Raw genomic sequence first — 12,133 nt, 5'->3', positions numbered from 1 at the left:
ACAGCCTCGGCGTGACGGTCGGTGGTCAACCCTTCATGCACCTGCTCTTCGAGTTCGTGCTGATTGCGAGCACGTGGACGTGGGCCTGCGTCGCGTTCTCGGAGAGCTTCGAGGCGCTGGTCGAGGGCCTACAGCGAGCCCTGTGGACGCTCGGAGGCGTGCCACGGCAGCTGGTCCTCGACAACATGTCGGCGGCCACTCACGACCTCCAGAAGGGCCGCGGTCGCGGACTCAACAAGCGCTTCGGTGATGTGTGCGACCACTTGGGCTTCAAGAAGGTCAGGCGGATCAACGTCAAGAAGGCGCACGAGAACGGCGCGGTGGAGGTTCGTCATCGGCGAACCAAGAGCCTGATCCGACAGGCGCTGATCCTCCGCGGCAGCAAAGACTTCGAGAGCGCGGCCGAGTACGAGTGCTTCGTTCAACGAACGCTCGAGCACGACCACAACCGCCACATCGAAGACCGACTGCTCGAAGAGCGCGCGCATCTCAATCCGCTCCCGATTATGCCGGTTCCGACCTACACAGTCGAGACGCCGAAGGTCCGACGCTGGAGCACGGTCAGGGTCCGCTGCCGGATTTACTCGGTGCCGTCTCGACTGATCGGCCACCAGGTCGAGATCCGGGTGTACCCGAACACGATCGAGCTGCGCTACCGCAACGAGCTCGTCGAGGTCTTCCCGCGGCTGCGAGGAGATCTCAATCACAGGATCGACTATCGCCATGTGATCGCGTCGCTGGTGCGCAAGCCCGGAGCCTTCGCCAACTACCGCTTCCGCGAAGAGCTGTATCCGACGCTGACTTTCCGTCGGGCCTACGACGCGCTGGTGGCCGCGCACGGAGATCGTGCCGACGTCGAGTACGTCCGGATCCTGCACTTGTCGGCGAAGACCATGGAGGCCGATGTCGAGGCCGCGCTCGTGCGACTGCTCGAAGCTCGTGGTGGTCGCTTCGACTACGCCGCCGTCGAGGCGCAGGTACGACCGCGAGAGTCGGAGGTGCCGGTGATCAACATACCGAGCCCGACGCTCGAGGACTACGACGCCCTAATCGGAGGTGCCGCGTGAGCAGGCGAACCGCAAACCACGCCGAGCTGATCACCGAGCTTCTGCGCAGTTTCAAGCTGACGGCCGCGGCTGAGGAACTCGTGCCACGCTTGGTCACCGCCGGCCATGACCAAGCGCTGGCGACGATCGCCGAAGTCCTCGGTCTCGAGGAGGATGCCCGACACGAGCGTCGTGTGCAGCGGCTGCGTCGGGCCTCGAAGCTGCCCGAAGGCAAGACCTTCGAGACCTTCGACGAAAAGCGGCTCGGCCAGCCAGTGCTCCGCAAGATCCGGGAGCTCGAGAGCGGCGTCTTCCTTGACGAGGCGATCAATGTCCTCGGCTTCGGATTGCCGGGCGTCGGCAAGAGCCACCTGCTCGCGGCCCTCGGTCACGTGCTCGTGTCTCAGGGCCGCTCTGTGCTTTGGACCCCGACCTACTCGTTGGTCCAGGAGCTGCTCGCCGCCAAGCGGGATCTCGTGCTGCCGAGGAAGCTGCGCAAGCTCGACAATTTCGAGCTCGTGATCCTCGACGACATCGGCTACGTGAACCAGTCGCCCGAAGAAGCCGAGGTGCTCTTCACCCTGCTGGCCGAACGCTACGAGCGGCGGTCGACCGCGCTGACGAGCAACCTGGTCTTCAGCGAATGGGATCGGATCTTCAAGAACAAGATGGCGACTTCGGCCGCGATCGATCGCCTGGTCCACCACTCGGTGGTCCTGGAATTCGACGTGCCAAGCTACCGGACCGAGAAGGCCAAGAGCAAGAGGAAAGACTGACGATCATGGATGGGCTGCGACCAGGCTCGAACGACAACTACCCCGCGCGCGTGGTCGCCGTGGGCGAGGTGAGCAAGTCCCGCACCGGCAAGTGTAAATGTCGCTGACCGGCAAATTTAATTGACGTCGAACAGATCGCGCTCGGCCGGCTGCAGACCTGAGCGCCACGACAACGTGTGTCGGGACCGCCGAGTTCATGGCCTCGGGACGCATCGCTATGTGCTCGCGCCCGAATTCAGGCCCAAGTCGACATCGCGGGCGGCTCCGACTCGTCTTCGACGGGTTTTTCTGGTCTCCGGAAGGGCGCGGACCGCCCGCCTGCTTTAGATCGCTTGGTCTGCCTCCGATGAGGGGCAATCGCGCTTCTTTTTGGGCTAGTCCCAGTGCATCGTCGCAGAGCTGCTCACAATCGCAGAAACCGACACCATTTCGTTCCTGCCAGGCACAGTATTCGACGCACGTCAGGTTGTGAACGGCGTGCGGATCATCCGCCTCGCACTCCAAGATTTGGGTACGAGTGCAGGAGAGCGCAGCGACCGCGAGGCAGCAGACGAGCATTGCTGTCCAGTGTATTTTTGCCGACATAGGACATCAATCGCAACCGGGACTGGTCCAGCCATAGTCCACGCAGTGGCTACTCGGGTGAGCGTTCATCACTGCGACAATGGTGTCGAAGACAAAGCCCCAAATCCTCAAATGTCGGTTTTCTACGGCAGAATACTTGCTTTTGACAATCGCAACGATGTTCCTATCTCCGCCGTCAAACTTGTACACTGGACCACCACTGTGCTCCGGCTGGGCGTCATGGGCGGTAAATACGTATGAGGCCTCCGTTCGCCGGACGGGTTTCTTGTGGCCGTACAATGAGGACCTACAACTGTCGCCGACGAGCGGCGAGCCCGCACAACTTTTCCCGGGCGACGGAATTCCGAAGTTCCACGTCAGCTCTTGCGCGAGGGCGTAGTCTTCCTTGAATCCAAAACTCGGAAATTGAGCGCTGGACGCGTTATCATGAAGAATGAGAATGGCGAAGTCTTGCGTGTTTTTCTCGCTCTCATACCATTTTGGTGCGATATAGTACCAATCAATCTTCTTCACCCCGTTGGGAGCGGCCGAATTTGTCAACTCCGTTTCGTGCGCCACCCCGTCTTCGCCCGGCCACCAGTCCTTGGGAAAAAAGTGGCCCCCCTTCCACACCCCGTGCCCGACAGTCAGAAGGTGGCGAGGCCCTATCTTGGTCGCCGTGCCCGCCGTATTGTCACCATTGCTGCCAGGATCCCACCCCTCATTGGGTAGGCCACCGATTCTAACCCACGAACCCTTGATGCTGGTCATCGAATGCCCGCTGCTCGCGCTCCGGATCACTCGATTGTCCGCGCCCAGAACGCCGTCACCCCGGAACACGTCGTCTCCTGCATCATCTTCACCGTGGACGCCCTCGTCCGCGCCGCGAACACTCGGCACGACCTCGCGCACCGCACGTTCGATGAACGCCTCACGGTTAGCCCGGCGAACGGTCGTGAATGAGGCGACTGGGTCGCGCGGCCTCCATCGCCACGTTTCGCCTGCCGGGTTGATGAAGTAGCCCCAGACAGCGTTCTCTGCGAGCGAACCCAACGCCTCGAGGTTGTCCTCGCAGGTTGTATCGTCAGGACTGCCGTCAGGTAGGCCACCGAGCTCCGTTCCTATATCAGCGAAACCGACAAACTCGAGATTCTCAGAGCCGATGTCACGACCCAGGTCGACAGGCACCTCTGGCTCAATCCCACTTGCCTCATACTCCGTTCGGCGTTCCCAAGCTCTCCAGACGTGCTCTTGGACAAGCGTCTCCTCATCGCTCTCCACCTCTTGCGGCCCCATCCACGCTGGAACGGTAGGGTCAGCCGATCGCTCCAGATCGCAGGCGGTCAACCAAACACCAATAACAAGCGCGTTGGACAGGCATCGAATCTTCACTGTCCCGATATGTGCCACGCACCCACTCTCGTTGCAAAGCTCGACATCGCGCAGATGTATAACTTTACGCACGCCGTCAGCCATCGGACAGCGACAGCTCGCCGATCCCCTCGCCCAAGGGGCACAGGCAGTTGTCGAGTGTGTCGTGGAATCGCAACTCGACCGTGGCAGAGGCCGTCCAGACCGAGCCTTGAGCGTTCGCCACTTCGACCCTGACCTTGGCGTCTTCTTGAAACTCGGGCAGCGTCACGGTCAACGTGGTTGCGTTGTGTCCGACCTCCACCTCCGGGTCGTCGCACGCGACCACGGCAGAGTTCGGTCCATCGCCCGACTCGGACGAGCACATCGTCCTGAGTTGGCCGTCGACCTCGATCAGGATCTGCCATTCATCGCCCTCGAACTCACCATCTGCGAGACTAAACCCGACGATCGACCACTCCGGTGGACAGTCGCACCGATCTCCGCATCCGGGCGAAGCGGCCAGCAGCGTAGCGAGCAGGATCGGGATGAGCGTGCGGTGCACCGGGCCAGCGTAGCAGCATCACGCACCCCGGTCTCGCGCAGCGCAGCGCTGCGGCAAGCTCTTCGTGGACCGTCCTATCCCGTTGGGTCTCGCGGCAAGGCTGCAGAAGTGCAAACCCGCCCGGGGCCGTCTAAGATAGCTTGCCAGCTCCCCGCCCAGCCACCGCCCGCTTCCAACATGCACCCACCACCCCCCGCCCCGCTCCCACTCCTGGCCGGCATCGCTGCCAGCCTGGCCCTCGGCGCGTGCGGAGAGCCCGAGCCAACCTGGACGTGTGTGCTCGACCCCGAGGTCGAGGTCGACTACAGCCAGACGCTGGGCTGCCGGGCGGACTACGAGCGGCTGGCCACGCTGCCGACCAGCTCGACCAAGTCTGCGGCGATCACTGGCAAGACCGTGTTCGACAGCTTCGATGGTCAGCTCTACTTTCAAGACACCAGCAAGTACCCGATCCACTGGGACTTCGCGTTCGAGCACCTGTCGGGCAGCGGCAGCCCGATCGTGCCGCAGCTGTCGAGCTTCAACGAGACCGAGTACTACGCACCCAGTCGCCGCTTCTTGCTTGGCGCGCTCACCTACTACGCTGGCCCAGCCGTCTACACCTACGAGATCTCGCCCTACGACACGATGAGCGCGGCGCAGATCCAGGGCTCCTACGAGCAGATCGCCGCGGCCACGTGGATCGGCGAGGAGCTGTACTTTCACCCGACCTCCGAGGCGATCGAGCTCGAGGCCGAGAAGCTGCCCGACTCGGTCAAGATCATCACCACCGACGAGCTCTACGCCGGCCAGCAGTTCCAGATCCTCAACACGGGCGAGACCTACGCCAAGCTGATCTTCAGGACCGCCGCCGAGCTCGAGACCAGCTACGTCACGTTCCGCGACGTCGTGGTGCTCGACGCGGTGCCCAATGACATCTCGGTCGTCTCGGGCATCATCACCGCCGAGTTTCAGACCCCGCTGTCGCACATCAACGTGCTCAGCCAAAACCGCGGCACGCCCAACCTCGGCCTGCGCGAGGCCTACACCCACGAGACCCTGCGCCCGCTCGAGGACAAGTGGGTACGGTTCCAGGTCACGCCCGAGCGCTGGGAGATCGAAGAGGTCACCCAGGCCGAGGCCGACGCGTGGTGGGAGGCCAACCGGCCCGAGATGCTCGGGGTCCCCGCCAAGGATCTGTCGGTCACCGAGATCACCGACATTGAGGACGTCCTCGATCCCGCGCTCAGCGTCGCCGAGGCGATCGACGAAGCAATCCCCGCGTTCGGCGGCAAGGCCAGCAATTTCGCGGTGCTGCCGTTGATCGGGCCCGAGCTCAACCCGCCCAAGGCGTTTGCGATCCCCGTTTATTTCCATGATCAGTTCTTGGTCGAGAACGGGTTTGATCTACGCATTGAGCAGATGCTGGCGGACGACACATTCACCGGTGACGCCGCGACCCGCGACCAGATGCTAAAGGCCCTGCGCGACGACATGCGGGCCGCCCCGCTCAACCTCGAGTTCATGGCCGCGCTCACAACCAAGCTCGAGGCCGAGTATCCGGGCGTGCGCATGCGGTTTCGCTCGAGCACCAACGCCGAGGATCTCGACGGGTTCACGGGGGCGGGCCTGTACACGTCCGCGTCGGGCTCGCTGGGCTCGCTCGACGAGCCGATCGAAGACGCGATCCGCGAGGTCTGGGCCAGCGTCTGGTACTTCCGCGCGTTCGAGGAGCGCGAGTATCGATCGATCGAGCACACCGCCGTGGGCATGGCGTTGCTGTGTCACAACTCGTTCCCCGACGAAGAGGCCAACGGCGTGGCGCTGACCGCCAACATCTTCGATCAGACCGGCGCCGAGCCTGGCTTTTACATCAACGTGCAAGAGGGCGAGGCGTCGGTGGTCTCGCCCGCCCCGGGTGTGACCACCGACGAGCTGATCTACCACTTCACGTTTCCGGGCCAGCCGGTCGTGTTCGTCACCCACTCCAACCTCGTGCCCGCGGGCGAGAACGTGCTGACCAACGCCGAGCTCTACGCGCTGGGCACCGCGCTGGCCAAGATCCACAGCTTCTTCGCCGACGTATACGAGCCCAACGAAGACGGGTGGTACGCCATGGACGTCGAGTTCAAATTTGACGACGTCGAGACGCTCGCCGAGCCGGTCCTGTGGATCAAGCAGGCCCGACCGCACCCTGGGCTGGGGAACTGACGTGCCGCTCGACATCACCATGTGCCCCGCAGACGGCTGCCCGCTGCGCGCCGACTGCTACCGCCACCGCGGGGTTCCGGTCGGCCGCCAGAGCTGGTTCACCGCGGCACCCTACGACTCGACCTCGCAACAATGCGCGCAATTGCTGCCCTTGCCGCAGGTCAGCCAGGCCCAGATCCAAGCCCGGGCCTACGCGATCTGGCAGGCCGCTGGGCAAGTCCCCGGCCAGGCCGAGCAGCACTGGCACCAGGCCGAAGCCGAGCTGACAGCGCAGCGCTCGCGCGCCCTTCGACCGCTGCCGTGAACGGAGCAGGACATGAAGCTCAGCCCCACGCACATGAAGCGACTGTATGACCACTATACGGGTAACTGCATGTCCTGCCCGCGGTGCGATCTGTACGTGCGAATCGAGCAGGGTGAGCCCGGCGCCGCCGAGGAATATGCGGCCTACATGCGCGAGCATCATGGCAAGGCGATCAAGCTGATCGCAGGATAATGGATCGCGAGCGACGGGTGCCGATCATGACCTCGACCAACAAGCGCTTCATCAACGACAAGCACTCCCTCGTCACCGAGGCGCTCGACGGCATGGTCGCGCTCGGTGGCGGCAACGCGCTCGCGCGGCTCGACGGCTATCCCCACATCAAGGTGGTCACCCGCGCACAGCTCGACCCCAGCAAGGTCGCCGTGATCTCGGGTGGTGGCGCCGGTCACGAGCCGGCCCACGCGGGCTTCGTCGGTCGCGGGCTGCTGAGCGCGGCCGTGTGTGGCGAGGTCTTCGCGTCGCCCAGCGTCGAGGCCGTCTACGCGGGGATCATGGCCGTGACCGGCGACGCGGGCTGTGTGCTGATCGTCAAGAACTACACGGGCGACCGGCTCAACTTCGGGCTAGCGGCCGAGCGCGCGCGAGCTCAGGGCAAGCGCGTGCAGACCGTGCTGATCGCCGACGACATCGCGATTCCGGGGTCGGCCCAGCCGCGGGGCGTCGCGGGCACGCTGTTCGTGCACAAGATCGCGGGTCACCTCGCCGAGCAGGGCGCCGATCTCGACGTGGTGGCCGACGCCGCGCAGGCGGCCGCGGGCGAGATCTGGTCGCTCGGGGTCAGCCTCGAGACCTGCTCGATCCCCGGCCAGCCCGCGCCAACGCGGCTCGCCAGCGACGAGACGGAGCTCGGCCTCGGCATTCACGGCGAGCCCGGCGTCGAGACCATCCCCATCCAGCCCGTCGGCTCGATCGTCGCGCTGATCGTCGATCGCCTCGCGGCGTCGCTGCCCACCGGGGATCACCGCTACGCCGCGCTGATCAACAACCTCGGCGCCGTACCGCCGATCGAGATGTCGCTGATCGCCCACGAGATCCTTCGCTCGAAGCTCGGCCCGGCGCTCGAGCTCGTGATCGGCCCGGCGCCGCTGATGACCTCGCTCGACATGAACGGCTTCTCGCTCTCGCTGCTGCGGCTAGATGAGCTCCGCCGCGCGGCGCTCAGCAGCGCGTGCGCTCCGGCAGCGTGGCGGGCCCCGGTCGTGCCCGCCCCGGCGCTCGAGCTCCGGCCGCTGCCCGCCAAGCCGGCTCGTGACGCGGTCGCGCCGAGCTCGAACGATCGCGTGGAGCGGGGGCTCGCGGCGCTGCTTCACCGGCTGGTCGACATGCAGGCCGAGCTCGACGCGCTCGACGCAAAGATCGGCGACGGCGACACCGGGTCGACCTTCGCCACGGCCGCGCGGGCGATTCAGGCTCGCGCGGGGCAGCTGCCCTACGCCCGCCCCGACCAGCTGCTGGCTGCCCTCGGCGAGATCTTGGGCGAGGCCATGGGTGGCAGCTCGGGCGTGCTGATGTCGATCTTCTGCACGGCGGCCGGGCAGGCCTACGGTCGCGGTCTGGGCTGGGCGGCGGCCGCGAGTGAAGGCGTCGCGCGGATCCAAGACTACGGCGGCGCGCGGCTGGGTGATCGCACCATGATCGACGCGCTGGTCCCAGGCTTCGCCGCGCTGATCGCCTCCGGCGATCTCTCGCAGGCCGCCGCCGCCGCGCGCGAGGGCGCCGAGCGAACCGCCAACATGCCGCTCGCCAAGGCTGGACGGGCCGCGTACCTCTCGGCGCCGGTCCTCGCGGGCGTTCCAGATCCGGGCGCCGTGGCCGTCGCCGCCGCGTTCGAGGCGGTCCGCGACGCGCTCACAAACCCGCCCGCGTGAGCGAGTCACCGCACGGCCACGCAAACCCGGGTATACACGAGCGTGTCACACACCAGCACCCAAGTGATCCTGGTCAATCGCCCCGAGGGCGTGCCGACGCCGAGCGACTTCGAGATCCGCAGCCAGCCCGTCCCCGACCCCGATGAGGGCGAGGTCGTGGTCGCCAACGCATACATCTCGTTGGACCCCGCCATGCGCGGGTGGATGCGAGACGCTCGCTCCTATGTGCCACCGGTCGGCCTCGGCGAGGTCATGCGTGCCGGCGCCGTGGGTCGGGTGTTGGCCTCGCGCGACCCCAACTTCGTCGAGGGTGATCACGTCAGCGGCCTGCTCGGGGTCCAGTCGATCGCCTGCGTCCCCGGCAAGGGCCTGCAGAAGGTCGATCCCACCCTCGCGCCGCTCTCGGCCTATTTGGGCGTGCTGGGGATGCCAGCGGTGACCGCCTACTTTGGCTTGCTCGAGATCGGGGCGCTCGCGGCCGGCGACACGGTGTTGATCTCCGGCGCGGCTGGGGCGGTCGGATCCATGGTCGGGCAGATCGCCAAGCTGAAGGGCGCCCGCGCGGTCGGGATCGCGGGTGGACCCGACAAGTGTCGACACCTGGTCGAGGAGCTCGGGTTCGACGCCGCAATTGACTACAAGCACGACGACGTGCGCGAGCGGATCAAGGCCACCTGTCCTGATCGCGTGAATGTGTACTTTGACAACGTCGGCGGCGAGCTCCTGAATACGGCGTTGACGCAGCTGGCCATGCGCGCGCGCGTGGTCATCTGCGGGGCGATCTCGCAGTATAACTACGTCGACAAGGTCGAGGGGCCGTCGAACTATATGGCGCTGTTGGTGTCGCGCGCGCGGATGGAGGGGTTTGTGGTGTTCGACTACGCCAAGCGCTACGGCGAGGCCCTGCAGCAGCTGGGCGCGTGGCTGGCCGCCGGTGACCTGAGCTACCGCGAGACCGTGATCGAGGGTGTCGAGAACTTCGCCGACGCGTTCGCCAAGCTGTTCTCGGGTGAGAAGCTCGGCAAGCTGGTGCTGAAAGTCAGCTAGCGAGCCGGCCTGGACCGTGCACAGACGCGTTCGCGCCGCGCCGTCCCGAGCTGCCGCCACCGCCGCGAGCCGGCCGAACACATTTTTTTGCCGATCCCTGCAACACTCGCGTCGCCGGGCCGAGAACGGGAGTGATGGACCAAACCACCGCAACCAAGCCCTCCCTGACCACCCCCAGCTCGCACGCGCGAGCCACCCGATGGACCGGCGGCGTCATCCGTCCGCGCGGTCTGCGGCACCGCGGCAAGCCGATGCGAGTCGCCGCCTGGATCGATCGCTCGGGTTCGATCGTGGCCGCCGCGATCGTCGAAGGCCACGGGCCAACCGTGCTGCGAGAGCTGCTCGAGGAGCAGCTCTCACGAACCGAAGCGCCCCAGCGACCCGGCGAGGTGGTCGTGTGGCCCAGCGTTCGCGCCGCGTTTCGTGGGCTCGAGTACCCGGCGGTGATCGTCGAGCACGACTCCTTCTTGACCGTCGTGATCGAGGACCACGTCGACTTTGGAAAGATCCCAGGGGCGCTGCCCGTGCGAGTCGGGAGCGCCTGAGACAGGCGTGAGTCGTCGGCGACCCAGGGCGACCACCCCCCCGGGAATGACCAAGCACCCAGCTCGATCCAGCGGTCACCCTCATCTCGCGAGCCGGAGCCTCGACCGCAATTGCGACGCTCCTGGCGAGGGTGACCGCGATCAATTCAATCGTCCACGCGGACCCCACGCAGGCGGCGATCGGTATGCTGCACCGATGACCTTGTCAGCGCTCGCACTCGGCAATGTCCTCGATCTTCTGCACGTGGGCGTATGCGTGTGGCAGCTCGAGGTCCCGGGCGAGCGCGAGAGCCTGGTGCTGCGGGTCTGCAACCCCGCGGCGGCGCGCTTCCTCAGCGTGCGGGTCGAAGACGTGCTCGACAAGCAGATCAACGTCGGCTTCCCAGGCGCGCTCGACACTCCGCTGCCGGGCGTGTTCACCCAGGTCATTCAATCGCAGACCACGATGGCGCTGGGCGATGTCCCCTACAAAGATGAGATTGTCCCCGACGGCGTATTCTCGATCGTGGTTCGGCCGCTCGACGAATCCAGCGCGCTGGTCGAATTCACCAACGTCACAGACGAGCGCCGGGCCCAGGCCGAGAGCAAGGCCATGCTCGAGGCCGCCGAGCTCGCGCGGAGCAAGGCCCAGGCCGTCGCCAAGTCGGCCAAGGCCCTCGATGACAAGCTTCAGGTCATCGAGGCCCAAAAGCGAGACATCATCGCGCTCACGGCCCCGATCCTGGAGGTCGGCGCTGGCGTGCTCGCGCTGCCGCTGGCCGGCAACTTCGACCTTCAGCGCAGCGAGATCGTGCGCGAGAAGCTGCTCGAGGCGGTCAGCGCGACCAAGGCCCGCGAGGTCGTCATCGACGTCACGGGTCTCGGGGTCATGGACGAGCTGACCGCCAACGAGCTCGTTCGACTGACGCGATCGCTCGCGCTGCTGGGCGCGCGGGCCTATCTCACCGGGATCTCAGGGCCCAACGCCCAGGCGATGGTGAGCTCGAACGCAGAGATTCCGGCGGGCATGTGCATGCGCAACCTCGAGAGCGCGCTGCGAATCCTCCGGGATCGGCGTCGGCGAGCACGGGCCGCTCGAGGCTGAGCGCGTGGCGGTGAGGCTCCGGTGTGGATCGAGCGACGCGGTCCTCTACGCAGCCACGCGAATTGGCTAGGCTCCGCGCGATGCACCGCTTTGGTCCAACCTTGCTGATCGGCACGCTGCTCTCGTGCGCTACCCCGGCCCCGAGCGGGGCCCCCAGCACAGAGCCCGATGTCGTGCCCAGTCCAGCTGTGGAGAGCCCCGCGCTTCCGAGCCTGACGCAGGCGTGCACGGGGACACAGCTCGACCTGAAGTGGATGGCCGAGGACACGTCCCGATGCGCGAGCCCCCTCGACAGCTATCTGGAGCCGGATCCCCGCCTCCGCGAGCGCCTCGAGCCCGCCGAGCTTCAGCTCACCCCCGACGCCAGCGCCGAGATCGACTACGTGATCAGCAACCCCACGGATGAGCCGCTGACCTTCGACCTCCCAGCGCTGGCGTGCAGCGCCGATCTCCAGCTGCTGGTGCGCGACGCGGGCGGCGAGCGACTCAACCAAGACTGTGTTGCCGGCGGGTCATGCTCGATGCCCAATGCCCGCGTGACCCTCGAGCCCGGCGGTGACGCGCGGTTCCGGCTCGCAGTTCGCTCGGCGGGTCAATCCCAGTACTGGAGCGACGACGGGTCGTGTGCCCTGCACCCACCGGAGCCGCTGTCGCCGGGGACCTACGCGCTCGAGCCCGACAGCGGGTTGTTCGACTACGCGACCGACCTCCGGGGCTCGATGACCGTCGTGGCCCAGCCGTAGCCTGCCACGTCGATCTGTGGGGGTGAAGGA

Annotated in this window: 12 protein-coding genes; 10 read left to right on the top strand and 2 right to left on the bottom strand. The window is 66.0% G+C overall.

Features of this window, described 5'->3' with window-relative positions; all coding sequences use genetic code 11:
• The coding region (locus ENSA7_RS39090; protein ID WP_219908140.1) for a Mu transposase domain-containing protein at window positions 1-1,067 on the top strand (1,067 nt) is incomplete at its 5' end.
• Window positions 1,064-1,822, top strand: a complete 759-nt coding sequence (gene istB, locus ENSA7_RS44695; RefSeq protein WP_181234546.1) for an IS21-like element helper ATPase IstB — start codon at window positions 1,064-1,066, stop codon at window positions 1,820-1,822. The genes ENSA7_RS39090 and istB, both read left to right, overlap by 4 nt.
• Before the next feature lie 591 nt (window positions 1,823-2,413).
• Here the strand turns inward: istB and ENSA7_RS39080 are convergent.
• Together ENSA7_RS39080 and ENSA7_RS39075 are read right to left on the bottom strand one after the other, a co-directional pair.
• A complete protein-coding gene (locus ENSA7_RS39080; RefSeq protein WP_106094540.1) occupies window positions 2,414-3,682 on the bottom strand; it encodes a trypsin-like serine peptidase in 1,269 nt (422 codons plus the stop codon).
• Window positions 3,683-3,854: 172 nt separating this feature from the next.
• Window positions 3,855-4,301, bottom strand: a complete 447-nt coding sequence (locus ENSA7_RS39075; RefSeq protein ID WP_106094539.1) for a hypothetical protein — start codon at window positions 4,299-4,301, stop codon at window positions 3,855-3,857.
• A gap of 177 nt (window positions 4,302-4,478) precedes the next feature.
• Here ENSA7_RS39075 and ENSA7_RS39070 point away from each other — a divergent pair, with 177 nt between their 5' ends.
• The 8 genes from ENSA7_RS39070 (at window position 4,479) to ENSA7_RS39035 (ending at window position 12,103) form a co-directional block, all read left to right on the top strand.
• Entirely contained in the window at window positions 4,479-6,491 is a 2,013-nt protein-coding gene (locus ENSA7_RS39070) for a PEP/pyruvate-binding domain-containing protein (protein ID WP_106094538.1), read from the top strand.
• 1 nt (window position 6,492) lies between these two features.
• Window positions 6,493-6,795, top strand: a complete 303-nt coding sequence (locus tag ENSA7_RS39065; RefSeq protein WP_106094537.1) for a DUF2934 domain-containing protein — start codon at window positions 6,493-6,495, stop codon at window positions 6,793-6,795.
• Between the two features lie 69 nt (window positions 6,796-6,864).
• Window positions 6,865-6,987 carry a hypothetical protein gene (locus ENSA7_RS45965; protein ID WP_280524069.1) on the top strand — a complete coding sequence of 41 codons (123 nt, stop codon included), beginning with the start codon at window positions 6,865-6,867 and terminating at the stop codon, window positions 6,985-6,987.
• Window positions 6,987-8,684 carry a dihydroxyacetone kinase subunit DhaK gene (locus ENSA7_RS39055; protein ID WP_244924057.1) on the top strand — a complete coding sequence of 566 codons (1,698 nt, stop codon included), beginning with the start codon at window positions 6,987-6,989 and terminating at the stop codon, window positions 8,682-8,684. Before ENSA7_RS45965 ends, ENSA7_RS39055 begins: the two co-directional genes overlap by 1 nt.
• A gap of 42 nt (window positions 8,685-8,726) precedes the next feature.
• A complete protein-coding gene (locus ENSA7_RS39050; RefSeq protein ID WP_106094535.1) occupies window positions 8,727-9,731 on the top strand; it encodes an NADP-dependent oxidoreductase in 1,005 nt (334 codons plus the stop codon).
• Between the two features lie 134 nt (window positions 9,732-9,865).
• Window positions 9,866-10,276 (top strand): hypothetical protein, encoded by a 411-nt coding sequence (locus tag ENSA7_RS39045; protein ID WP_106094534.1) that lies wholly within the window; start codon window positions 9,866-9,868, stop codon window positions 10,274-10,276.
• 196 nt (window positions 10,277-10,472) lie between these two features.
• A complete protein-coding gene (locus ENSA7_RS39040; protein WP_181234545.1) occupies window positions 10,473-11,360 on the top strand; it encodes an STAS domain-containing protein in 888 nt (295 codons plus the stop codon).
• Window positions 11,361-11,440: 80 nt separating this feature from the next.
• The gene (locus tag ENSA7_RS39035; RefSeq protein WP_106094532.1) at window positions 11,441-12,103 is read left to right on the top strand and encodes a hypothetical protein; all 663 of its coding nucleotides are present in this window, start codon (window positions 11,441-11,443) and stop codon (window positions 12,101-12,103) included.
• Window positions 12,104-12,133: the final 30 nt, after the last annotated feature.

The sequence above is a fragment of the Enhygromyxa salina genome, from assembly GCF_002994635.1.
GTDB lineage: Bacteria > Myxococcota_A > Polyangia > Nannocystales > Nannocystaceae > Plesiocystis > Plesiocystis salina_B.
The sequence above is the reverse complement of the archived record's forward strand: the minus strand, read 5'-3'. Positions and strand labels throughout refer to the sequence as shown.